Here is a 24,253-nt window from a genome sequence, read left to right as displayed (position 1 = left end):
CATGCCGCTGTCAGGATTCCCTGACAGCGGCGGCAGGGTTTTCCGGGGGGCTTCTCCTTCACACGGCTAGTACCTCCAGCCTTGGGAATGGGCTATGTTGATTGCATCCCGACCTTTTGGTGGTGCTCGGTGGCGGAGCAAGATACTCAATCCTCGAAGGCAACGCACAGGCGGCTGCTGCAGCTGCAATCCACTTCGGCAGAACTGGTGGTGGGGGTGCTGGCCGTTTTGCTGCTGGCGGCGGCGGTTGCCCGGCTGGCGTTTGCGCTTCAGGCCGGGGATGCCCCCTTCATGTTGCTGGCCTCGGCAAGTATTTCTGCGGTCATCGCACTGGTCTTCTATTGGCTGCGGCTGCGGAAGTTGCGAGCCGCCGTCGCCCGGGATCTGACGTACCTCGAAAAGAGCGAAGCGCGGCTGGCCGGCATCATCCGGTCATCAATGGAAGCCATCATTTCGGTGGACGAAACCCAGCGCATCGTGCTGTTCAATCCCATGGCTGAAACTCTGTTCGGTTGTTCAGCGCGCCAAGCCATCGGCCGCCCACTGTCAGACTTTATTCCCGAGCGGTTTCGCGGCGCGCACGAAGCGCATGTACGGCGCTTCGGGGTGACCGGCGTATCGGAGCGCCAGATGGGTAAGCAGCGCCCGCTGTTTGCCCTGCATACCGATGGGCGTGAATTCCCGATCGAAGCGTCGATTTCACAGATCGAAGTGAACGGCGGCAAGCTCTTCACGGTGATGCTGCGCGACACCACGGAGCGTGTGCGTGCGGAAGCGGCGCTGCGGCGCTCCCAGGAAGAACTGCAGCATCTGTCGGACAGCATCCTGGCTACGCGCGAGGAGGAGCGGCACCGCATCGCCCGCGAGCTGCACGACGATCTGGGCCAACGCCTGAGCGCGCTCAAGATGGACATTTCGCTGCTGGCAGCGGATCTGCAGGCCACACGGAGCGACAAGGCGCTGATCGACCAGACCCAGGCAATGCAACACGTGATCGACGAGACGATTGTTGCCGTTCGGCAGATCTCTGCGGATCTTCGGCCGCCATTGCTCGACGAGTTGGGGCTCGTGCCGTCCCTCGAATGGATGGCCAAGAATTTTCGCCAACGCTTTGGCCTGGTCGTGACTGTGCATGCGCAAGAACTGGCGATGAACGAACGCGCTGCCATCTCGGTGTTCCGGATCGTGCAGGAGGCACTCAACAACGTCGTGCGCCACGCCGATGCCACGCGTGTTGAGATCGAGTTCTCGCAGCAGGACGACGTGCTCGAACTGTCCATTCAAGACAATGGCCATGGCTGGAGTGGGGCGCCTCCGGCGGTGGGTGAACGCAAGCCGCTGGGATTGCTTGGCATTCGCGAGCGCGCCCGGCTACTGGGCGGGCAGGCAACGATCACACACGCACCTGGTGGCGGCTTTCGCTTGAGCGTGAGCTTTCCCGCCGCTCACAAGGCCACCGAGGAGGCACCGTCATGATTCGCGTGATGATCGCCGACGATCATGCCGTGATGCGCGATGGCGTGCGTCATATCCTTGAGCGCGCGGGGGATTTTGAAGTCGCCTGCGAAGCCTCCGACGGTACACAGGTCGTGCAACTGGTGCGTGATCATCAACCGCAGGTGATCGTGCTCGATCTTTCCATGCCGGGGCGCAGCGGGCTCGAACTGCTCCGCCAACTGCATGACGATCATCCCAGGGTGCGCGTGCTGGTGCTGACCATGCACGCTGAAGAACAATACGTGGCACGCGCCTTTCGTGCGGGGGCGGCCGGCTACCTGACAAAGGAGAGCGCCGCCACCGAACTGGTTACCGCGTTGCAGAAGGTGGCGAACGGCGGCACCTACGTCAGCCCACCCATGGCGGAGAAGCTCGCGCACAGCCTGGGCGAGCCCAGTGAAGAGGCGGCCCACACGCGCCTGTCTGACCGCGAGATGGAAGTCTATCGCCGGCTGGTGCGCGGCGAGCCCTTGACCGAGATCGCCACCAGCCTGTGCGTGAGCGCCAAGACCATCAGCACCTACAAGATGCGGTTGATGGACAAGCTGCAGCTCTCCAGCGAAGCCGCCCTTGTGCGTTACGCGATACGCCATCGCCTGTTTTCCGACGACGATACGCTGTAGCTCGTTCCCTGCTGGACGCGGCCCGGCCTTGCGACACATCAATGGCCGCTGCCCCCGAATCGCTATCGTTGATGCACATGCATCGGCCGGTCGATATCACCCCGGGGCGCACCCCTGTCTGCCGTGCATGGCCAAGGGGGCCATGTGCAAGCCATTCTCAAACTCGCCTACAAGCTGCTGGTCAATGACAAGGCCAAGCTGAGCGGCTTGCTGGTCGGCATTACCTTTGCCGTGTTTCTGATGATCGAGATGACGTCGCTGTTTGCGGGCGTGCTCAATCGGTCTTCGTCTGCCGTGTACAACATCGGCGCACGGATGTGGGTCATGGACCCGGCTGTCAATACCGTGGCCAACTCGATCGGCATGCCGGATTACGTCCTTGATGCGGTACGCAGCATTCACGGTGTGAAGTTTGCCGTGCCGCTCTATTCAGGCGGCGCGCTCGTGCGCCTGAGCAGCGGCTCCTATCAGCCCGTGACCGTCGTCGGCATCGACGACACCAGCCTGTTCGGCCGCCCTCGCATGCTCAGTGGCCGTATCCAGGATCTGTACGGCGAGAACGCCTTCATCGTCATCCAGGACGCCGAGTTCGGAAAGCTGGAAAACCCGCATATCGGCACGGAATTCGAAGTCAATGACCATCGAGGGGTGATCGTCGGCATTGGCGAGGTGGCGTCCAGCGGATTGTTTGGTGTGCCCACCCTGTACACAACGTACCGCCGCGCTGTGCAATACCTGCCGAGTACGCGCTACACGATGTCGTACATCCTGATCGAGCCCAAGACCGAGGCCGACATTGCGGCGATCGAACGTGCGGTCGACCGGCTCGGTTATCGCGCCCTGACCAGGGAAGAGTTCATCGGCCGTATCTCTCACTTCTATACCTACCAGACCGGGCTTGGTACCAACATCCTGCTGATGACCGTGATCAGCTTCGTGGTGGGGTTGTCGATCTCTGGGCAGACGTTCTACACATTCATCCTGGAGAACCTGGAGCGCTTTGGCGCGCTCAAGGCCATCGGGGCCAAGGGGCGCGAACTGGTCACGATGATCGTCTTCCAGGCTACGTTCGTGGCGCTGGTGGGCTACGGGCTGGGGATCGGCCTATGCGCCGCGTCGATCGCACTGGTGCGTCTTCGCATTCCGGACTACGCAGCCATGATCACCTTCGCCAATCTGATGCTGGCGCTGGCCATGGTGATCGTGATTGCCGGCATATCGGGCTACATCGGGGTGCGCAAAGTGCTTCGCATCGAGCCCTTCGATATCTTCCGGGGTTGATTGTGGCCAACGTCGCCATTGCCGCTCAGGCCCTCGATAAATGGTTCGGCGAGGGCGAAGCGCGTACGCGCGCGCTCATGCAGGTCAGTTTCGAGGCCGGGTTCAACGAGATGCTGTTCATCGTCGGACCGTCGGGCAGCGGCAAGACCACGCTGCTGAGCGTGATATCGGGCATCCTGCGCCCGGATGGCGGCCGCGCGATGGTGGACGGGGTCGACATCTGGAGCCTGGGCGCCGACGCGCTGGCCGATTTCCGCCTGGGCAGGATCGGCTTCGTGTTTCAGGATTACCACCTGTTCCCGCGCCTCACCACGGTCGAGAACGTCGCCATCCCGCTGATCCTGCGGCATGTGGCCTGGGACACCGCGCTCGATCAGGCCATGCACTACCTCGATGTCGTCGGGCTGAAGAACCGCGCCCAGTTGCCGCCGGTCAAGCTCAGCGGCGGCGAGCAGCAGCGCGTGGCCATTGCGCGCGCCATCGTCACGCAGCCCGACATCCTGATCCTGGATGAGCCCACCGCATCGCTGGATGGCGACACCGGCCGTTCCATCATGCAGTTCGTGAAGACGGAGATCCTGAACGCGCACCGCTGTATCGTGATCGTGACGCACGACGCGCGCATCCTCGACCTGGCCAGCCGCATCCTCGACATGGAGGACGGCAAGCTGAGCCGCATTGAACACGGAGCGATGCGATGAAGATCCGATGGTTGTTTGTGCTCTCTGTGATCGGCGCGCTGGCGGGGATTGGCGCGGCGATCTACTACGCACGGCAGCGCCCGCCGTTGCCACCCGTCTTCCAGCCCGCAGCCAATCCGTACGCGACGGGCATCTACGCCAACGGCATCGTCGAAAGCGATCAGCCCAGCGGTGCCAACCTGAACCTGTATGCCGAGGTGTCGGGCACCGTCGCGCGCATCGCCGTGCAAGAAGGGCAGGCGGTCAAGCGCGGCGATGTGCTGATCCAGATCGAAGATTCCGTGCAGCGCGCCCTGACGGCACAGCAGCAGTCGCAAGCGGATGCCGTCGATGCGCAGTTGAACGCGCTGCTGGCCCAACCGCGCAGGGAAGCGCTGGAGGTCACGCGTGCACAGGTGGGTGCCGCAGATGCCGGCTTGCGCACCGTGCAGGATCAGTTGGACAAGCTTGAAGCGGCCGCCCGGCTCAATCCCAAGGCAGTCAGTCGTGATGCAATCGACAACGCTGCCAACGCGGTACGGGTGGCACACGGCAATCTCGTTGTTGCCCAGCGTCAGTACGACCTGACGCGCGCCGGCGCCTGGAGCTATGACATCCGCACGCTGCAAAAACAGCGCGATGCCTTGCAGAAGGGCGCGGCGGCGGCGGCAGCGCTGCTCGAAAAGTATGCCGTGCGGGCGCCGATAGACGGTGTTGTCATGTCCGTCAATACAGCAATTGGCGGCTATGTATCGCCACAGGGCACCTATGACGCCTACACGCGGGCCAACGTGCCACTCGTCACGATGAGCGCCGGGCAGAACAAGCTGGCCGTGCGCGTGTATGTGGATGAGATTCTGGTGCACCGCCTTCCGCCCGGCACGGTGCAGGCACGCATGTTCGTGCGCGGCACCGACGTTAGCGTGCCGCTGGAATTCGTGCGCGTGCAGCCGTACGTGTCGCCCAAGATTCAGTTGTCCGACCAGCGCGCCGAACGCGTGGATGTGCGCGTGCTGCCGTTGCTTTTCCGTTTCAAGCAGCCTGACAAGCTGGCCGTCTATCCGGGCCAACTGGTCGACGTCTACCTGCAGGGGGCGTCGTGAAAGCGGCGGCGTGGGCGATAGGCGTCGCGCTTGTGGTTCCGGGCTGCGCCGTCGGGCCGGATTTTCATGCACCGCCGGCGCCTGGCGTCGATCGCTATCTTCGTGACGGTGAAGTTGCGCAGGCCACCTCGGCAGACGGCGTTGCGCAGCGCTTCACGGCGGCAACCGTGCCGGCAGACTGGTGGCACGCTCTCGGTAGTCCCGCGCTTGATCTGGCCATGGAAGCCGCCATTACGGCCAACCCCGGCCTGCAGCAGGCGCAAGCCAACCTGCGTGCCGCGCAAGACCTGTTGCGAGCCGGCGCGGGCGTGTTCTACCCGCAGGTGGCTGGATCGGCCGATGTGTCACGTCAGGCAGCGGTGCCCGCCCGGCTCGGGCAGACCGGGGTGCCAAGCCTTTTTACGCTGTGGACACTCGGCGCATCCATCAGCTATGCGGTCGATCTCTTTGGCGGCAATCGGCGTGCCGTGGAAGCCCTGGCTGCGCAAGCGGAGGGACAAAGGTATGCGGTGGCCGCCGCCTACCTCGCCTCGACCGGCAATCTGGTGAACGCGGTGATCGCGCATGCTGCCTATCGGGCGCAGATCGACACCACGCGCAGCCTGATTGCCGTGGTGCGAGAGCAGATGGAGATTGCACACGCGCAGGTCGAAGCCGGCGTCGTGGCGCATGCCAGCGAGTTGAGCCTTGCTGCGCAATTGGCGTCGTTGGAAGCATCGCTGCCGCCGCTGGAGCAGAAGCGTGACCAGGCTGCGCATCTGCAGGCCGTCTTGACTGGCCGATTTCCTTCCGAGGCAGATGCCGTAGACGTGGCGCTCAACGGGCTGCAATTGCCGGCGGATCTGCCCAGCCTGGTGCCGTCTGAACTGGTGCGCCAGCGGCCCGACGTTCTGGCCGCACAGGCGCGCCTGCACCAGGCCAGCGCCGAGGTGGGTGTTGCAACGGCGGCGATGCTGCCCAGTCTGACCCTCAGCGCAGACTATGCCCGGATGAGCGGCCGAAGCGCTGACCTCTTTGGTGCGAAAGCCGGCACCTGGAGCGTGGGGGTGAACCTCGTGGCCCCACTGTTTGAAGGCGGCACCCTGTATTTCCGCCGTTCTGCGTCGCGGCAGGCGTTGCAGGCTGCCGATGCCGGCTATCGGCAGGTGGTGCTGGCTTCGTTTGAGCAGGTGGCCGATGTGCTGCGGGCGCTGGAACACGATGCCGTGCAGCTTGACGCACAGTTGCGCGCGCAGGCAGCGGCAAGCGCCGCACTGGATGAGATCAACGCCGACTACCGTGCCGGCGTTGCCGGCTATCTGCAGGTGCTGAGTGCCGATCAGCAATACCAGCAAGCCGTGCTGGGCACGCAGCAGGTGCGTGCACAGCGGCTGCAAGATACCGTGGCGCTGTTCCTTGCGCTGGGCGGAGGCTGGCGTGGCGCCAGCATTGAAACCCAGTGGCGGGACATGTACAGCAAGCACCCGACTGACGACGACCGTTGAGTTGCATCAAGCCCCGACGCGCGTCCTGCGCTCTAATGGTTTGCACGTCCATGTGCTTTACCCGCAATTTCCCATGCACACCGCGCCCGCGCCGTCTTTGTCTGCCGCTGTCAGGATCAGCATGCCCGCACACGCTGCCGGGGGTTGGGTGTCGGATGCGAGGGTCGCAGCTCGCCAGGCGCATGCCTGCGCACAAGGAGACTAGCAATGCGCGGGAAGCCACGCTGGCAAGCGCTGCCCAATGTGTTGTCTGCTCATGCACCAGCCGACGATCTCTCGATGTGGTCGGCGCTTGCCTCGCAAGACGTGCTGGAGCGCCTCGGTACCCAGATGCACGGCCTGACGCAGGAGGGCGCTGCGCAGCGCCTGCGCGAATATGGGCTCAACCGCGTGGCCAACGGCCATCACGAGGGTGTGCTGGTCGAGTTGGCGCGCCGGTCGGTCAATCCGTTGAATCTGCTGCTCATCTCGCTGGCGACCGTCTCGGCGGTGCTGGGCGATGTACGGGCAGCCGTGCTGATTGCGGTCATGGTGGTGCTGAGCGTCGTGCTGGGCTTTCTGCAGGAGCATCGTTCGAACCGGGCGGCGGAGGCGTTGCGTCGCATGGTGCATACAACGGCGACGGTCAAACGCGTCGCATCCGACGGCGCCGAAGCGAGCCAGGAAATCCCGATCGAGCAATTGGTGCCGGGCGATATCGTCCAGCTTTGTGCCGGTGACATGGTGCCGGCGGACCTGCGGCTGCTCGGCGCGAAGGATGTGTTTGTCAACCAGTCGGCCCTGACTGGCGAGGCCATGCCACAGGAAAAGCATGCGGAGCCTTCCGAAAGCCAGCCGGCGGCGGATTTCGAACGGCCCAACCTGTGCTTCATGGGCAGCGCCGTGGTGAGCGGCTACGCGACGGGCGTGGTCCTGACTACCGGCCACCGGACCGCCTTTGGTCATGTGGCCAACCTGATTGCCGCGCAACGCGTGCAGACCAGCTTTGACCGGGGCATTACCCGGTTTACCTGGTTGATGCTGACGCTGATCCTGGTGATGGCACCCATGGTGTTTCTCATCAATGGACTGACCAAGGGCAACTGGTTCGAGGCGCTGTTGTTTGCGGTGGCCGTGGCCGTCGGCCTGACGCCCGAGATGCTGCCGATGATCGTCACGGTCAATCTGGCCAAGGGCGCCATCGCCATGTCGCGCAAGAAGGTCATCGTCAAGCGGCTCAACGCCATCCAGAATTTCGGTGCGATGGATGTGCTGTGCACCGACAAGACCGGCACGCTCACGCAAGACCGCATCATCCTCAAGCATCACCTGGATTTGCGTGGCGAGGAATCCGACCAGGTGCTGGAATATGCGTTTCTGAACAGCTTCTACCAGTCGGGCCTGAAGAACCTGCTGGACGTGGCCGTGCTCAAGCACGTGGAGCTGGAGCTGCGCCTGGATGTGCATGCGCGTTTTCAGAAAATCGATGAACTGCCGTTTGACTTCGAGCGCCGGCGCATGTCGGTGGTGCTGGCGCAGGACGACGGCACACACGTGCTGATCTGCAAGGGGGCGGTCGAAGAAGTGCTGGCCGTCAGCGCGCGTTATGTGAGCGGTGACGAGGCTGGCCCGCTGGAGGCAAGCCATCTCGAAGCTACGCGGCAACTGGCGGAGAACCTGAACGCTGACGGTTTCCGTGTCGTCGCTGTTGCGTACAAGGAGATGCCGCCCGGGCAAAGCCGGTACGCCGTGGCGGACGAGGCGGGGTTGACATTGCTGGGCTATATCGCCTTTCTTGACCCACCACGTGATACGGCCGCGCCAGCCTTGGCCGCCTTGAAGGCCAGCGGCGTGGCAGTCAAGATCCTGACGGGGGACAACGCCATTGTTGCGCGCAAGATCTGTCGCGAGGTCGGGCTGGCCGTGGATCCGGTGGTGCTTGGCACCGAGCTGGCCGCCATGTCACCCGACCAGATGGCCGACATCGCCGAACGCGCATCGATCTTCGCCAAGGTTTCGCCCGCGCAGAAGGCGGCCATTGTCGATGCACTGCACCGCAGGGGTCATGTCGTGGGCTTCATGGGCGACGGCATCAACGATGGGCCGGCGCTCAAGGCCGCCGATGTCGGCATCTCCGTGGATAGCGCGGTCGATATTGCCAAGGAGTCCGCCGACATCATCCTGCTGGAGAAAAGCCTGGCCGTGCTGGGGGAGGGCGTGACGGAAGGGCGCAAGGTGTTTGGCAACATCGTCAAGTACATCAAGATGGGCGCCAGTTCCAACTTCGGAAACATGTTCAGCGTGCTGGGCGCCAGCCTGTTTCTGCCCTTTCTGCCGATGGCGCCGGTGCAGGTGCTGCTCAACAACCTGCTCTACGACTTCTCGCAAACCGCCATCCCGACCGACAACGTGGACGACGACTACCTCGTCAAGCCACGACGGTGGGAGATCGGCAGCATTCTGAAGTTCATGCTGTACTTGGGGCCCGTCAGTTCGCTGTTTGACTTCGCGACCTATGCGCTGCTGCTGGGTGTGTTTCACGCGTGGGCTGATCCGGCGCTCTTCCAGTCCGGGTGGTTTGTTGAATCGTTGCTCACACAGACACTCATCATCCATATCATCCGCACGGGCAAGGTGCCCTTCGTGCAAAGCCGGGCAAGTACCTCGCTGGTGTTGACCAGCATCACCATTGCCTGCGTGGGTGTCGCCATGCCGTTGACATCGGTCGGGGCATTGTTCGGCTTCGTGCCGCTGCCTGCAGCCTACTGGCCCTGCCTGGCTGCGATCGTCCTGGCCTATGGGTTGTCCGCCTACGTGATGAAAGCCTGGTATGTGCGCAGATACGGTCTGGACTGAACCCCGGCACGGCTGGGTGGCGACAGGGGACGCACCCGTGTCAGCCAGCTCGGCGTTCGGTTTGCGAAGCAGCCCCAAGCGCGGCACGCACCTCAGCGTCCTCGACCTGAGGAAAGTCGGCGTAATACATGCCGACCGCGCGGAAACCCTGCGGCGCATAGAGGCAGACGATCTCATCGGCCAGGGGGCGAATGTCTTCCAGGCTGTCCGGCGCCGCCACAGGAACCGCGCAGACGAGGCGTTGCGGATGGCGCTCCCGTATGGCGTGAAGTGCTGCCTTCATTGATGCCCCGGTTGCCAGTCCATCGTCGACCACGATCACAACACGCCCCTCGGCGTCGTACGGGCCGCGGTTCGGGGTATACAGCGCCCGGCGCCGTCGGATGACCTCCATCTGCTCGGCGCTCTCCTGTTCGAGGTAGGTCGTATCCGCGCCAATGCGCCCTGCATAGGGCGCGATGTAGGACCAGCCGCCTTCTTCCACAGAGCCGACTGCCAGTTCGGGATTGAACGGCGCGCCGAGCTTGCGCACCAGCACCACATCAAGCTGACCGCCGAGCGCGGATGCGATGAGTGCGCCCATCGGAACCGCGCCCCTTGGAATGGCCAGCACCAGCGGGTGCGTGCCCCTGTACTTTTCCAGCGCCTGCACCAGCATGCGCGCAGCATCCAATCGATCTTTGAATCGCACGGGGTCACCTCGCGTGTTGGTGGGATTGGGCGGCTGCACTCAGGTGGCGGACAAACCATGCCCGTGCGAGCTCGGCCACCTGTTCGAGCGCGCCGGCCTCTTCAAAAAGGTGCGTTGCGCGTGGCACCGTCTCCAGCGCTTTCTCACAATGCATCTGGCTCAGAGCCTGCCGGTTGAGATCGAGAACGTCCAAATCGGCGGCGCCGACGATCAGTAGGGTCGGGCAGGCCAGTCTGGCCAGCGCACGTTGGCCGGCAAGATCCGGGCGACCGCCGCGGCTGACCACCGCTTCGATCGTGCAGGCGTCGTCCAGCTCGGACGCTGCCAGGATCGCGGCTGCGGCGCCCGTGCTGGCGCCGAAATAACCGAGTCGCAAACTGCGTTCGCGGGCGACGCTGCCTACAGCGTGTGTGGCTCTCTGCAGACGACGCGCCAGGAGAGCGATGTCGAAACGGCATGATGCATGTGACGCCTCTTCGGCACTCAACAGATCGAACAGCAGCGTGCCCAGGCCGGCGGCATGGAGCTGATCGGCAACATACCGGTTGCGCGGGCTGAACCGCGAACTCCCGCTGCCATGCGCAAAGATCACCAGGCCGGTTGCATTGCCGGGGCAGTCCAGGGCGCCTTCCAGCACTGCGTCGTCCGCTACGATGTCCATGCTGAGAGAAAGCGGTTCGGAATTCATGGAGAGAACTCCTGAAATGGGATGGCAGCCGGTGGCCGGGTTACACGCTCAGCGGCGGCTGGACGCTACCGGTCGTCTCGCGTTCACGCTCGTTATGGACAAGGCGGGCGATCAGCCCCAGCTCGGTGGCCATGGCGCCGAGCACGTCGTCCAGGGACAGCACCCCAACGAGCGCACCGTCGGACGTCACGCCAACACGTCGCACGCCGGACGAAAGCATTTCCTGCAACGCATCGCTCAGGCTTGCGTCGAGCGGTACGTTGAGGATGCCCCGGCTCATCACATCGGCCACACAGGTCTGTGAGGGGCTAACGCCAACGGCGACCGCATCGAGCACCATGTCGCGATCCGTGACGACGCCAATTGCGCGGGGGCCAGACGGGGTGTTCTCCGTCACGACCAGCGCACCGACATGTTTCTGGCGCATCTGCTGTGCCGCCTCCTGAAGCGTGCAGGAGAGCGGGATATGGACTGCATTGGGCGAATAAACGTCCTGAACTCGCATGATGGGCTCCTTGGCGTATCGATCAGGCGGTCTTTTCAGCGCTTGCCGGCGTGTGGCGCGCCGGTCGGTTCTTCTTTGCCTCGGAGTCCGACGGAGCCATGAGGCTGAAACTGTCAAAGAATGCCTTCAGCGAATCGGACGATGCGGCGAACAACTGTGACGAAGAGGTTTGCGCTTCCGGCTGCTGCATTTGCTGAGTCCACTCCGTCAACCGACGCAGATAGGCGGCCTGCAGCTTGTTCGTGAACTCGACCCAAGTCTTCAAGGCCGTCGCACTGTGGCTCGATTGCATCTTCATGAAGATGCTTTGCGCGGAGGCCAGCGATGTCCAGTCATGCGTGCCGCCCAGTTCATGTTCCAATTCACGCACATCTTCCAGCGCTGCCTCGGCCATTTTCAGCCGGAGATGAGACAGGTCGATTTGCGTCTCGAGCATGAAGCTGGCGGTGCGGCTCATATCGCGCATGACGGCGCACGCCACGTTGCAGGCCATATCGGCAGGTTGTTGCATTGCGTTCTCCGGTGGGGTCTTGGCGGGTGGTGAACAGGGCCGCCGAACGAGGATTCCAACTGCAGCGTAGGCACTCTGTGTTTGAGCGCGTTGATATGGCGCAAATTGGCGGCCGCCCGTGAAACGCCATCGCTTCGTCGCTTCGTTTCAAGGCCTTTGATTGCCTGGGCCGGCCCCGGGCAAAATCACTGCCCTCTGGATTTGATGTATGGCACCACTTTGGACATTTCGCCAGGAATAACATGTGCCCGCTCGTCTGCGTTGAGCGGCTCTTGTGTGGCGATCTGGGCGTCCAGCACGTGCAGGTCTGCCTCGGATGCGTCGCGCCCGCCGCGCATGCGATTGCGGATGCGCGTACGCAGCGTGTCGACGTCGGCAACACAGTCCACGATGGCCACGGCTGTCCCCAGCCGCCTGCCCAGCGAGAAGAAACGTCGGCGCTGGTGCTCGGCCAGGAATGTGGCATCCGCAATCATTGGAAAGCCAGCGCCTGCACCGAGCTTGCAGATCGCGGCGAGACGCCGATACGTACGTTCGACTGCACGTGGCAGATAGCGATCGACTGCGCGGACATGCCAGCGGCGTTGGCGCTCGACATCAGAGCGCACACGGATCATGCCTTCCGCTTGGGCAAGCTGCGCAGCACGGGTGGACTTTCCGCTGCCTGAAAGGCCATGCATGAGGAGAATGCAGGCGTTGTTTCGGCAGAGCAGATGCCGAGACAGGGCGAGCATGCGGCTCGCCTCGCCGCGGAGGCTGGCAGCCTCATCGGGGGCTCCGCCCAACTGATGGGCGCGTTCGAGCAATACGCGAGCCCGCACGAGCGCGCGCATCGCTGCATAGAAGGGCAGGACTGCCAACCCGCCATAGTCGCCACATCGTTCGAGATAACGGTTGATGAGTCGATACGCCAGCCCGTCCAGACCTGCGGCGAGCAGGTCCATGAACAGAAAAGCGGTGTCGTACATGGTGTCGATCCACCGCAGTGACGGTGAGAATTCCAGACAGTCGAACGGGGTCGGCTGGCCATCGATCAACACGATGTTGCCCAGGTGCAGATCGCCATGGCATTCGCGGATGTGGCGGCTGCGCCGGCGTGAAGCGAATGTCTCTTCGAGGCGAACTGTGTGCTGACGAAGCAGCGATACCGTGGTCGCCGCATCCAGCGGTGCATGCCCCAAGGCAATGACTCCGGCAGCGCAGTCCTCGAACGTGCGCCGAATGCCTGAGGGCGTTCCATCGTCTGAACTCGCGCTGGCGACCGGCGCGGTTGCGTGGAAGTCGGCGATCAGGTCGGCCAGCGCGTCGATTTCTTTCGGGCGAAGTCGCCCGTCACGAGCCAACGCAATCAGTACGTCCTGCTGGGCAAACCGGCGCATGCAAACTGCGTACTCACCGGGCGTGCCCTGCCCATTGACGCGGATGGCCCCCGTGGCCGGATCGTTCGAAATCGGCACGACGCCAAGGTATAGCGCAGGGGCGAGGCGGCGGTTGAGGCGGCATTCCTCCTCGCAATCGATTTGCCGCGCAAGGAGCGTCGAAAAATCGACGAAGTCCAACTTGACCGGCTTGCGTACCTTGTACGCAAACTCGCCAGCCAGGAAGACCCACGACAGATGCGTTTCGATCATCTGCAGATCGGCCGCCGGGTGTGGATACGCTGCCGCATCGAGCATGCGACTGACCAAGGCTTCTGCTGACTGCGTGCACGGATTGGTGGCGGCTTGTTCGGCCATACGCGGGTTTCATCTCCTGACACTGAAGATCAATATCGCGCGCTTGACGCCATGCGCCCTGACGTAGATCAACGTCCGCACAGGGCGGTTGCCTAGCATGGAGTCATCGTCTTCCTTGGTGATTCCCATGAAAGCACTTGTCTACGAGGGGCCCGGCAAGATCACCCTGGCCGACAAGCCGAAACCGGCGTTGCAGGCACCCGGCGACGCCGTGGTGCGCGTCACGTTGACCACCATCTGCGGCACCGATCTGCACATCATCAAGGGCGACGTCCCGACCTGCGAGCCGGGGCGCACGCTGGGCCACGAAGGCGTGGGCGTGGTGGAATCGGTCGGCGCGGCCGTGACATCGCTACAGCGGGGTGATCACGTGCTGATCTCGTGCATTTCGTCTTGCGGAAAATGTGCGAATTGCCGGCGTGGCATGTACTCGCATTGCGAAACGGGCGGCTGGATCCTGGGACATCGCATCGACGGCGTGCAGGCCGAGTACGTCCGCATTCCGCATGCGGAGACCAGCCTCTACAAACTGCCGCCGGGCGTCGATGAAGAGGCGCTGGTCATGCTGTCGGACATCTTTCCGACCGGGTTCGAATGCGGTGTGCTCAATGGCCGCGTTCAGCCGGGCAATAGCGTGGCGATTGTCGGCGCAGGCCCCATCGGGCTGGCCTCGCTGCTGACGGCGCAGTTCTACTCGCCGGCGCAGATCATCATGATCGACACGAACGCGGCACGGCTGGAAGTGGCCGGCCGGCTGGGCGCAACGGCGTGTATCGACGTCTCCCGTGAAGACGCCGCTGCCGCCGTGAAGCGGCTCACGGATGGCGTGGGCGTCGATTGTGCGATCGAGGCGGTGGGCGTGCCCGCGACGTTCGAGCTCTGCCAGCAACTGGTTGCGCCGGGCGGGGTGATCGCGAACATCGGCGTGCATGGCGTCAAGGCAGACCTGCATCTGGAAACCTTGTGGAGCCAGAACATCGCCATCACCACGAGGTTGGTGGATACCGTCAGCACGCCGATGCTTCTGAAGACGGTACGCGCCGGGAAGCTGCTACCCGGGCAGCTCATTACGCACCGGTTCAGGCTCGATGACATCCTCACCGCCTACGACACGTTCCGCAACGCAGCAAGAACGCAGGCGCTCAAGGTGATCATCTCCGCATAGGCGGCGACACATGTCCGATGGATTTTCTGTTTTGTGAGGTGGATGCCATGAGCGAGGCGATGCTCCTGTCTTACGACCCTGTGCAACATCTACTGCCACAGCCGACTTCCCACGCTGCGCCGGCAACCATTGCGCTGGCGTCGCCGCTATTGAATGGCGGCAATACGTTGACTGCAGCGCTGACGAGGCGCAAGAGCGTGCGGGAGTTCGCGCCCACGCCGCTGTCACTACAGCAGCTCAGCGAATTGCTGTGGGCGGCGAATGGCATCAACCGGCCGGAAACAGGCGGGCGCACCGCGCCTTCAGCGCACGGCCTGAACGAGATCGACATCTACGTCGCCCTGCCGGAAGGCGTCTACCAATACGAGCCGGTGGCGCACCGGTTGCGGCTCAAGCACGCCGTCGACGCGCGCAACCTCACCGGATATCAGGATTTTGTCGGCAAGGCGCCGCTCGACCTGGTGTACGTGGTGAACCATGCACGTGCAGACCAGATGCCGGAAGCCGTGCGCGAGACCTTTGCCGGTGTCGCGGCGGGAGCAATCTCGCAGAACGTGTCGCTTTACTGTGCCTCGGCCAAGCTGGGTTGTGTGGTACGTGGCTGGCTCAATCATCGCCTTCTGGCAGAAGCCTTGTCGCTCAATGAAGACGAAGTGCCGGTGCTGGCGCAGACGGTCGGCCACCCGGCCGCCGAGCGATGAGGTATGAGATGAGCCACGCATGTCGTCTTTTGCCACGCGGCTTTTTCGCGGCGTTGGCTTTGGCTGCCAGCGCACACGCTAGTGCAGTCGGTCCCGATGCTGCGGCTCCAGAGGTGCGCTTCCAGCACGAGATCGCCTATGTGTCAGGAGGCGTTGGGAGCGACGAGCGCGATGCCATGCGTGCGATGGCACGCCGCTTCAACGTACGGCTGAACGTGGTGTCGGCCAGTACCGGCGAGGCGTTGTCGGATGTGGATGTGTCTGTTGCGGATGATCGCGGCAAGCTCCGTTTGCGCGTGCGCACGGAGGGGCCGCTGTTGTATATGCGCTTGCCTCGCGGGCACTATCAGATCACGGTCGCGTATCGCGGTGCGATGCAGACCGTGAACGTGAGTGCAGGCGCGCAGCCGGTTGATGCGGTCGTGCGGTTGCGCACCGAACCTGGGCCAGACGAGTGGCTCCTGTGCCAGCGCGGATGCCCGCGCGCAGGCGCACGCCCGACTGCGCGATGAGGCCATCATGACAACACATCGCATTGCGCTCATTACCGGTGGCATGGGCGGTCTGGGCGAAGCCATTGCCATCCGTCTGCATGCGCAAGGGCATCGGGTTGTGGTCACCCATTCGTTGGGCAATACACATGTGACTGCATGGATCGCGGAACAGCATGCCCAGGGGCGTCTGTTCCAGACGTTCGCGGTGGATGTTGCCGACTACGACGCTTGCCAGCGATGCGCGTCCGACGTGCTTGCGACCGTCGGCCCGGTCGATATTCTGGTCAACAACGCCGGCATCACGCAAGACATGACCTTCAAGCGCATGACGCTGGACGCCTGGCGGAACGTGCTGGCCACCGATCTCGACTCCGTCTTCAACATGACCAAGCCGCTGTACGAAGGCATGATCGAGCGCGGTTGGGGCCGCATCATCAACATCTCGTCGGTCAACGGATCGCGGGGCGCGTTCGGGCAGACGAACTACGCGGCGGCCAAGGCCGGCATACACGGGTTCACCAAGGCGCTGGCCCTCGAGTGCGCCGCAAAGGGCGTGACCGTCAACACAATCTCGCCCGGCTATCTCGCCACGCGAATGACGCGCGATATTCCCAGCGACATCATGCAAGAGCGGATTCTTCCGCAGATTCCCGTAGGCCGCCTCGGCCGGCCAGAAGAAGTGGCTGCCTTGGTCGCCTTCCTGTGCGGCGAGGACGCTGCCTACGTTACCGGCGCCAATCTGGCCGTGAATGGTGGCTTGCACATGCAATAGCGCGTGTGCATGCCCACGACGCCTCAAGACTGTGACGAGCGTTTGCTACCGGCTTCCAAGAGCATTCGTTCCACGTGCGAGAAAGCCTCGTGAAGTGCGACGTATGGGTCCTCGTTGGAGGTGTTGCTCGAAACATGCGTCTGATGCGGTGTGAACACGTGGACGTTGACGTCGAAAGGCTTGCCCTGGTGCTGGTGCTTGGCACCCACGGCAAGGCTGACGCGGCACCGCATCAGATCGGCACGAATGCGCTTCAAGCGGTCTGCATGCTTGATAACCGCTTCTTCGACGGCCTTGGAATGCGGAATTCCCTGGAAAGAAATATCGACTGGGACGCTCATGGTTTGGCTCCGATTGGTCTGGTTACTGATGTGGAAAATCATGTGTTCATTCTTGACCGCACGATTTCCGGCACCTTGACTCGGATCAACCCGATGGGCACGGCGTACGACATGTTGCGCTGCAGATACAGACTGTCCGAGGTGGTGTGCGCATGTGGTCGTCACATGGTCCGCTTCAACAACGGAAGCAGCGTGTGGAGCGCGTGCGCATTGAGCACGTCTGCCTGCCCCAGCCACGCCCGGCGGGCCTGTGTGACACCAAGCGGCAGGTTCAGCAGATCGGCCGGGCTGTGCGCGTCCGACGCAATGCTCACGAGCACGCCCTCCGCCTTTGCCAGGCGGCATCCAATGTCGGCTAGGTCGAGGCGCGCGGGCTGCGCGTTGGCCTCCACGTAGCAGCCGCGCTGGGCAATGGCGGTCAGCACCCGCGTGAGATCCACGTTGCAGGCGTTGCGCTCGCCGATCAGGCGGCCCAGCGGATGGGCGAGGATGCTGAAGTGCGGATGATCGAGCGCGCGCAGAATGCGCGATGTCTGTTGATCAGCCGACAGGTTGAAGTGGCTGTGGATGGCGCCCACCACAAGGTCCAGGCGGCCCAGCACCGAATCGGGCAGGTCCAGTGACCCGTCCTCCAGAATGTCGACTTCAACCCCCTTGAGCAGCACGGGCCAACCCTTGTGTTCGGCATTGAAACGGTCGATGTCGTCGGCTTGTGCGGCCAGGCGCTCTGCGGTGAGCCCGTGCGTCACGGCAATGCGCGGCGAATGGTCGGTCACCGCCAGGTATTGATAGCCCAGCAGGCGCGCCTGTGCTGCCATGGCTTCAAGGCTGGCGGTGCCATCGCTGGCGGATGTGTGGACATGAAGATCCCCCTTGATGTCGCCCTGCTCAACAAGGGATGGCAGTCGGCCCGACTGCGCGGCTGCGATCTCCCCGTGGTCTTCGCGCAGTTCGGGGCAGATCCAGGGCAACCCGACGGCGCGGTAGACCGATGCCTCCGTCTGGCCGGCAATGCGCTCCTTTCCTCGGAAGACGCCGTACTCGTTGATCTTCAGACCCTGGGCCTGCGCAAGCTTGCGCAGTGCGATGTTATGAGGCTTCGAGCCGGTGAAATACACCAGCGCCGCGCCGAAAGCATCGGGCCGCACCACCCGCAAGTCCACCTGCATGCCATTTTTCAGGACGACGCTGGCGCGGGTGGGGCCTGCTGAAATTCGGGTGGCAACCTCGTTGTAGTGCACGAGATGCTCCACGATCTGGGCGCGTTTTCTTCCCGTGATGAGCAGATCAAGGTCCCCCACGGTGTCTCGCCCTCTGCGGTAGCTGCCGGCAACGACGAGTTGGTCGACCAGCCCGCTTGCCAGCAGGTAATGCGTCAATGCATCGGCACACGGCTTGGCGATTGCCAGACCGTAACGGCGATCGCGCGTCAGGCGTGCGTTGAGGGCTTCGAGCAAACGCTGTTCGCTTCGGGCGCCAAAGCCATGCAGTTCGCGAATGCGGTGAGCGGCCGCGGCCCGGGCCAACTCATCCAGGGATGTGATGCCCAGTTCGTGCTGCAACGCGCGTGCCCGCCTTGGACCAAGGCCAGGCAACTGGAGCAGTTGCAGCACGTACGCTGGAACCTCGGTACGCACGCGCGTGAGCATGGCGCAGCTTCCCGTTTCGACGATCTCGCGCATCTTTGCCGCGAGGTCGACTCCCACGCCCGGCAAGGCGGTCAAATCGGCGCCGCGTGCCAGCATGGCGTCAACGCCTTCGGTCAGGCCTTCGACCATGCGTGCGGCATTGCGGTAAGCACGCACCCGAAACGGGTTGGCCTCTTCAATCTCCAGCAGATTAGCGATTTCGTTGAAGATCGCGGCGATGGCCTGGTTCGCGGGGTATTGATAGGAAGCGGCCAAAGGCATGGGTCATCCTCTTGCGTGCACGTAGCTCCATCGTTTCATCTGGCCATGCCGGGGCCTTGCGGCACATCAAACGGAACGCGTTGCATTGCAGGATCACGACACACATTCGAACCGCCTTGCGCGAGATCAACCCTGCCAACGCGCGCAGCCGTATCGTGGGCAGAGATCAGGGGTGCCTTCATGATCAAGCTGCTCATCCTCATCAACGTGGCGGCGTTCGTTGCAGAAGTCTTTGCGGGGGACGCGTTGCTACGAACCTTTGCGCTCTGGCCACTCGGCGTATCTGGCGGCGGCGTTGGGGGAGGATTCCTGCCGTGGCAGCCGCTGACATACGCCTTCCTGCACGCAAATGGCGCGCATCTGGCGTTCAACATGTTCGGCCTCTACCTGTTCGGGCGCGACGTCGAACGTACCGTGGGTGCGCCTCGGACTTGGCAGCTCTATCTGTCCAGTATCTTGAGTGCAGCCTTCGCGCAACTCGCTTTTACGGCCTTGAGCATTCTTCCGGCGGGGCCGGTCATTGGCGCGTCCGGGGGCGTATTCGGACTGCTTCTCGCGTATGCCGTCCTGTTTCCCAATCGCATCATCGTTCCGTTGATCCCGCCCATCCCGATGCCGGCGTGGGTGTTCGCGACGCTCTATGCGATTGTGGAGCTGACCCTCGGCGTGAGCGGCACCGAAGTCAATGTTGCGCACTTTGCGCATCTGGGCGGCATGGCGGGCAGCGGGGTGCTGCTTTGGCACTGGCTGCACGGCACCCCACGCGAGTCATAGGCGGTGCGGGGTAAGCGATGCGCACCCTCCATCCTTATTCGGAGCCACGGCTGTGAACACCTGGGTCTTCTCGTTGTGCTGGGCGATTCTGGTGTTTGCGTGCCCTGGAGCCAACGCAGACATGCCTGCCCTGGAACCGCACGTGGTGGTGCTCGTCTATCACCGCTTTGCACCGACGGTGGATAGCACCATGACGGTTCGGATGCAGACATTCGAGGCGCATTTACAGGCGATCGAGGCGGCGGGTTATCGCATCGTTCCGCTCGCAGACATCGTGCGCTGGCACGACGGCGAGCAAGGTGCACTGCCCGCAAAGGCGGTTGCCATTACGGTGGATGACGGCCATCGGTCTGTGTACGAGACGTTGTGGCCCGCGCTGCGCGGTCGGGGCATTCCCGTGACGCTATTTGTGTACCCGTCTGCCATCTCGAATGCTCCATACGCGATGACCTGGCCCCAGTTGCGAGCGTTGGCCCGCACCGGACAGTTTGGCGTGCAATCCCATACGTACTGGCATCCGGACTTCCGCGTGGAGCGGATGCACCGGAGCGCCGATGATTTCATCAAGTTCGCCCGCGATCAGTTGCGCCGCGCGAAGGAGCGCATCGAAACAGAGACCGGAGCCCCGGTGCACGCACTGGCATGGCCCTTCGGCATCCACGATCCCGAGCTGGAGCGCCTCGCACGGGAGGAGGGCTATACCGCGGCCTTCACGCTGGACGCGCAACCGCTGCGGGCGAGTCAACCTGCCATGGCGTTGCCCCGATACCTGATCACCGATGGCTGTGGTGCGCGATGCATGGCGAACATTCTCAATGCAGCCGGGGGTGGTAATCATGAGTAGCCGCGCACACCTCTGGCTTGTAGCGGCCTTGCTCTCTTGGGTGCAGTTTGCCGGCGCTGCCGAGGTCAGGGTGATAGACGCACAGACCCGCGTTCCTGTAGAGGGCGCAATCACATTCGTTCAGGGCGAAAGCGGAAAGACCGATGCTGCCGGTCTGATTAGCATTCCGGCATCGGCAGTGGAAGCACGGGCGACGGTCAGCGTCCGCGCCCCCGGCTATGCACGTGCCGAGCTGATGCTGGGCGGCCCGCTACCCGCAGTCGAGATACCGCTCAAGCAGATCAAGCCCCGGGCGGTCTACCTGTCGGTACAGGGCGTATCCAACCGTTCCTTGCGCGATGCCGCCGTCGCACTCCAGGGGCAGACGGCCATCAATGCGCTGGTGATCGACATGAAGGGCGACCGGGGCGACACACCTTACCCGAGTGCGGCTCGTGTGGCGGTGGGCGCAGTCCCCGAACAAAAAGACCGGGTGGCCCGCATCAACCAGTTCGCCGCCGTGATTCGGCAACTCCACTTGCGTGGGCTGTATCTGATTGCGCGCATCGTCGTGTTCAAGGACGACCGCTTGGCTCGAGCGCACCCCGAATGGGCGGTGCGTGATCGTGATGGAGAGGTCTGGCGCGATCGCGAAGACCAACAATGGATCGACCCCAGTGTCGAAGCCGCGTGGGCCAGTACGCTTGACGTGGCGGAAGAGGCAGCAAGACTGGGGTTCGATGAAATCCAGTTCGACTATCTGCGCTTTCCGGACGCCAATGGCTTGCAGTTTCATCAGGCCAATACGCAAGCACATCGGGTTGCGGCCATCACGGGGTTCCTTGCGCGGGCGAGAGAACGGCTGCGGGCGTACAACATTTACCTGGCGGCGGATATTTTCGGCTACGTCTGCTGGAACACCGACGACACGGCGATTGGCCAGCAGATCAACACGCTGGGCGCCGTGGTCGATTACATCTCGCCCATGCTGTACCCCTCCGGCTTCACATGGGGCCTGCCGGGCACCAGAAAGCCGACTGAGCAGCCCGGCGAGATCGTCTCGCGTTCGCTGGCTGAAGCGAAGCGCCGCACAGGTTTGCCGGGAGAGCGGTTCCGGCCTTGGCTGCAAGCGTTCCGGGACTATGCCTTTGATCATCGCGAGTTCAACGCCGAGATGATTCGCGCCCAGGTCGACGCTGCCGATGCGGAAGGCACCAACGGGTGGATGCTATGGAACGCGCGCAATCGTTACGATCCAGCCAACTTGCCGCGATAGTCGCGGTAGTGACAGCGGCGCTGTTGGCCTGCATGCAGAGTGGGCAGGCCGCGCCCATTGCCAACGACCCTGGGCCGCTGGGTGCGCCAGTGCCCATGCACGAGCTGGAAGCCGTAGTTGCTGCGCAGATTGCCGATGCCAATGTGGCCGGAGCTGTCGTCGCGATCGGTGAAGCCAATGCGGTGCGCGAACGTGTTGCGCTGGGTCAGCGATCCACCGGTCCCGCCGAGCCGATGACCGAAGACACGATCTTCGATCTCGCATCGCTCACCAAGGCAGTGGCCACGGCCACGGCGGTACTGCAACTGGCAGAGCGCGGACGTTTGGAACTGGACGCACCGGCCAGCCGTTACTGGCCGGCCTTCGGCGACGCAGGGAAGGCAGGCATCACCCTACGGCAATTGCTCAATCACACGTCTGGACTTCCTTCGGGCCTGGCTGCCCGATCGGAACTCCGCAGCCACGCCACGGTGCTTCACGCCATCGAAATCATGCCCCCGATAGGGGAGCCGGGGCGCAATGTCATCTACAGCGATCTCAACTATGTCGCCTTGGGCGAGCTTGTCCAGCGTGTCAGCGGGATGGGACTGGACGCATGGTGCGCGCAGCATATCTTTCGACCGCTTGGCATGCGCGACACCGCGTTCCGTCCGAGCCACAGGGCGATTGCCCGTATCGCGCCGACCATCGTGCGCAACGGACGATGGCTTCGCGGCAACGTGCATGATCCGACCGCCGCCGCACTGGGGGGTGTCTCCGGCAATGCGGGCTTGTTCTCCACGGCGGATGACCTCGCGCTGTTCGCCAGGATGCTTCTCAACGGGGGCAGCCTGGGGGGCCACCAAATCTTGCAACCGGACAGCGTTGCCCTGCTGTTGACGCCCGACGGTTCGACTGCCGTGGAGGCGACGCGCACGTTGGGTTGGGAAGTGCAGGCGCCGTTGATCCCCAACCGCTATCGCGCACCGCGCGCGGGGCTCGTTCAGCATCTGGGCTACACCGGAACCGGCTTATGGATCGACTTGGTCACGCGCCGGTTTGTCATTGTGCTCACGAGCCGCCTGTATCCGGACGAGCGGGGTAACGCCATGCCGTTGCGTGAAGCCGTCCTGAATCTGGTATCGAGCACTGCGCCGCTGCTCTCTGGTCAGCAGATCGCCACGCGTGCCCCGACCATGGCCGACGCCGTGATCGGCGCGGAACGGCGCTTGCCCATGGCGGTGGGGCCCGTTCGAACAGGCATCGATGTGCTGGAGGCAAGCGGCTTCGCACCGCTGGTCGGGAAGCGGGTCGGCCTGGTTACCAACCACAGTGGCTTCGATGCGCAGGGGCGGCGCACCATCGATGTACTCAGTCAGGCACCCGGTGTGCGGTTGAACGCGATCTTCGCACCGGAGCACGGTATCGGCACCGATCTCGACGCGCGCTTCGGTGACACGATCGACCCACGCTCCAACTTGGTCGTCCATAGCCTCTATGGCAACAGCAAAGCCATACCGCGCAGCGCGCTGGCCGATCTGGACGCTCTGGTGTTTGACCTCCAGGACGCCGGCGTGCGGTTCTTTACCTACCTTGCCACTCTGGGGGCGACGCTGGAAGCTGCTGCGAAGGCCCATATCCCAGTGCTGGTGCTGGACCGTCCCAACCCGCTCGGCGGTGATCTGGTTGGTGGGCCGGTATCCGATACGGCGGACCGCTCATTGACGAACTACGTGCCGCTGCCGCTTCTGCACGGCATGACGATCGGCGAGCTTGCCAGGTTGCTGAATGGCGAACTGCACATCGGCGCGGCGCTGCATGTGGTGGCCATGGAGCAGTACGACCGCGCAATGCGCTTTGCCGACACCGGGCTGGGTTGGGTTCCGCCATCGCCGAACCTGCGCGATCTTTCTGCCCTGGAGCGATATCCGGATGTGGGGTTGGTCGAGGGCGCACGTGTGAGCGTAGGCAGAGGCACGACGGCGCCGTTTGGCATGGTAGGAGCGCCATGGATGGACGGCGCGGCGCTCGCGCGAGAACTCAATGCGCTGGACACGGGCGCCATCTATACACCCGTCCATTTCGTTCCTGCGGAAGGGCCGTACCATGGCCGCTCGTGCTCGGGTGTGGCGATCCAGCGGGTGTCAGCTCTGACCCGCCCGGGCCGCATCGGTTTAGCGCTCGCCCGCGTACTGTCGCAACGCTATCCGGAGCAGTTCAAGCTGGAGGCGATCCGTACGTCTGTCGGGTCGGAGACGGTCTGGGCGATGCTGCGTGACGGCATTGCGCTGGATGCAATCGAGCGCGCCTACACCGCACAGGCCGATGTCTTTCTTTCCCAGCGCGCGGCATATCTGCTGTATTGACGATGCCAGCTACGCGCC

At 63.5% G+C, this 24,253-nt stretch carries 22 protein-coding genes; 15 read left to right on the top strand and 7 right to left on the bottom strand.

Going from position 1 to position 24,253, the window contains the following annotated elements; all coding sequences use genetic code 11:
- Positions 1–87: 87 nt before the first annotated feature.
- The 7 genes from RP6297_RS21615 (at position 88) to mgtA (ending at position 9,503) form a co-directional block, all read left to right on the top strand.
- Complete coding sequence (locus RP6297_RS21615) at positions 88–1,476, top strand: PAS domain-containing sensor histidine kinase (RefSeq protein WP_009241783.1); 1,389 nt, start codon at positions 88–90, stop codon at positions 1,474–1,476.
- A complete protein-coding gene (locus RP6297_RS21610; protein ID WP_004634015.1) occupies positions 1,473–2,120 on the top strand; it encodes a response regulator in 648 nt (215 codons plus the stop codon). The genes RP6297_RS21615 and RP6297_RS21610 overlap by 4 nt, the downstream gene beginning before the upstream one ends.
- Positions 2,121–2,264: 144 nt before the next feature.
- Positions 2,265–3,401, top strand: coding sequence for an ABC transporter permease (locus RP6297_RS21605; protein ID WP_009241782.1), 1,137 nt, complete (start codon positions 2,265–2,267; stop codon positions 3,399–3,401).
- Between the two features lie 2 nt (positions 3,402–3,403).
- Entirely contained in the window at positions 3,404–4,102 is a 699-nt protein-coding gene (locus RP6297_RS21600) for an ABC transporter ATP-binding protein (protein ID WP_009241781.1), read from the top strand.
- On the top strand, positions 4,099–5,184 hold the full coding sequence (locus RP6297_RS21595; RefSeq protein ID WP_009241780.1) for an HlyD family secretion protein: 1,086 nt from the start codon (positions 4,099–4,101) through the stop codon (positions 5,182–5,184). Before RP6297_RS21600 ends, RP6297_RS21595 begins: the two co-directional genes overlap by 4 nt.
- Complete coding sequence (locus RP6297_RS21590) at positions 5,181–6,668, top strand: efflux transporter outer membrane subunit (RefSeq protein ID WP_009241779.1); 1,488 nt, start codon at positions 5,181–5,183, stop codon at positions 6,666–6,668. Before RP6297_RS21595 ends, RP6297_RS21590 begins: the two co-directional genes overlap by 4 nt.
- Positions 6,669–6,875: 207 nt before the next feature.
- The gene (mgtA, locus tag RP6297_RS21585; protein ID WP_009241778.1) at positions 6,876–9,503 is read left to right on the top strand and encodes a magnesium-translocating P-type ATPase; all 2,628 of its coding nucleotides are present in this window, start codon (positions 6,876–6,878) and stop codon (positions 9,501–9,503) included.
- 40 nt (positions 9,504–9,543) lie between these two features.
- Here the strand turns inward: mgtA and RP6297_RS21580 are convergent, their stop codons facing one another.
- The 5 genes from RP6297_RS21580 to RP6297_RS21560 form a co-directional block, all read right to left on the bottom strand.
- A complete protein-coding gene (locus RP6297_RS21580) occupies positions 9,544–10,194 on the bottom strand; it encodes a phosphoribosyltransferase (protein WP_009277634.1) in 651 nt (216 codons plus the stop codon).
- Between the two features lie 4 nt (positions 10,195–10,198).
- Positions 10,199–10,882, bottom strand: a complete 684-nt coding sequence (locus RP6297_RS21575) for a dienelactone hydrolase family protein (RefSeq protein WP_009241776.1) — start codon at positions 10,880–10,882, stop codon at positions 10,199–10,201.
- A gap of 40 nt (positions 10,883–10,922) precedes the next feature.
- On the bottom strand, positions 10,923–11,387 hold the full coding sequence (locus tag RP6297_RS21570) for a CBS domain-containing protein (protein ID WP_004634031.1): 465 nt from the start codon (positions 11,385–11,387) through the stop codon (positions 10,923–10,925).
- Between the two features lie 22 nt (positions 11,388–11,409).
- Positions 11,410–11,898: a hypothetical protein gene (locus RP6297_RS21565; RefSeq protein WP_009241775.1), complete on the bottom strand. Its 489-nt coding sequence runs from the start codon at positions 11,896–11,898 to the stop codon at positions 11,410–11,412.
- 185 nt (positions 11,899–12,083) lie between these two features.
- Positions 12,084–13,634: a bifunctional aminoglycoside phosphotransferase/ATP-binding protein gene (locus RP6297_RS21560; RefSeq protein ID WP_009277633.1), complete on the bottom strand. Its 1,551-nt coding sequence runs from the start codon at positions 13,632–13,634 to the stop codon at positions 12,084–12,086.
- A gap of 127 nt (positions 13,635–13,761) precedes the next feature.
- On the opposite strand from RP6297_RS21560, the gene RP6297_RS21555 reads away from it, so the two are divergent.
- The 4 genes from RP6297_RS21555 (at position 13,762) to phbB (ending at position 16,766) form a co-directional block, all read left to right on the top strand.
- Entirely contained in the window at positions 13,762–14,799 is a 1,038-nt protein-coding gene (locus RP6297_RS21555) for a zinc-dependent alcohol dehydrogenase family protein (protein WP_009277632.1), read from the top strand.
- 47 nt (positions 14,800–14,846) lie between these two features.
- Positions 14,847–15,500: a nitroreductase family protein gene (locus RP6297_RS21550; RefSeq protein ID WP_009241772.1), complete on the top strand. Its 654-nt coding sequence runs from the start codon at positions 14,847–14,849 to the stop codon at positions 15,498–15,500.
- 176 nt (positions 15,501–15,676) lie between these two features.
- Positions 15,677–16,012, top strand: a complete 336-nt coding sequence (locus tag RP6297_RS21545; RefSeq protein WP_223293298.1) for a carboxypeptidase regulatory-like domain-containing protein — start codon at positions 15,677–15,679, stop codon at positions 16,010–16,012.
- A gap of 7 nt (positions 16,013–16,019) precedes the next feature.
- Entirely contained in the window at positions 16,020–16,766 is a 747-nt protein-coding gene (phbB, locus tag RP6297_RS21540) for an acetoacetyl-CoA reductase (RefSeq protein ID WP_009241770.1), read from the top strand.
- A 23-nt stretch (positions 16,767–16,789) separates the two neighbouring features.
- Here phbB and RP6297_RS21535 read toward each other — a convergent pair whose 3' ends face one another.
- Both RP6297_RS21535 and polX read right to left on the bottom strand, forming a co-directional pair.
- Positions 16,790–17,149, bottom strand: a complete 360-nt coding sequence (locus RP6297_RS21535; protein ID WP_009277629.1) for an HPF/RaiA family ribosome-associated protein — start codon at positions 17,147–17,149, stop codon at positions 16,790–16,792.
- 119 nt (positions 17,150–17,268) lie between these two features.
- Positions 17,269–19,017 (bottom strand): DNA polymerase/3'-5' exonuclease PolX, encoded by a 1,749-nt coding sequence (gene polX, locus RP6297_RS21530; RefSeq protein ID WP_009241769.1) that lies wholly within the window; start codon positions 19,015–19,017, stop codon positions 17,269–17,271.
- Positions 19,018–19,197: 180 nt separating this feature from the next.
- Between polX and RP6297_RS21525 the strand changes: the two genes are divergently transcribed.
- The 4 genes from RP6297_RS21525 to RP6297_RS21510 are packed head-to-tail and all read left to right on the top strand — an operon-like array spanning position 19,198 to position 24,235.
- The gene (locus RP6297_RS21525) at positions 19,198–19,791 is read left to right on the top strand and encodes a rhomboid family intramembrane serine protease (protein WP_009241768.1); all 594 of its coding nucleotides are present in this window, start codon (positions 19,198–19,200) and stop codon (positions 19,789–19,791) included.
- 52 nt (positions 19,792–19,843) lie between these two features.
- Positions 19,844–20,635, top strand: a complete 792-nt coding sequence (locus RP6297_RS21520; protein ID WP_009241767.1) for a polysaccharide deacetylase family protein — start codon at positions 19,844–19,846, stop codon at positions 20,633–20,635.
- The gene (locus RP6297_RS21515) at positions 20,607–21,890 is read left to right on the top strand and encodes a putative glycoside hydrolase (RefSeq protein WP_009241766.1); all 1,284 of its coding nucleotides are present in this window, start codon (positions 20,607–20,609) and stop codon (positions 21,888–21,890) included. Before RP6297_RS21520 ends, RP6297_RS21515 begins: the two co-directional genes overlap by 29 nt.
- On the top strand, positions 21,845–24,235 hold the full coding sequence (locus RP6297_RS21510) for a serine hydrolase (RefSeq protein WP_037028683.1): 2,391 nt from the start codon (positions 21,845–21,847) through the stop codon (positions 24,233–24,235). The genes RP6297_RS21515 and RP6297_RS21510 overlap by 46 nt, the downstream gene beginning before the upstream one ends.
- The last annotated feature ends 18 nt before the right edge of the window (positions 24,236–24,253 follow it).

It is taken from the genome of Ralstonia pickettii (assembly GCF_016466415.2).
GTDB lineage: Bacteria > Pseudomonadota > Gammaproteobacteria > Burkholderiales > Burkholderiaceae > Ralstonia > Ralstonia pickettii.
Note: the sequence above shows the minus strand (reverse complement) of the source record. Positions and strands in the feature narration are given on the sequence as shown.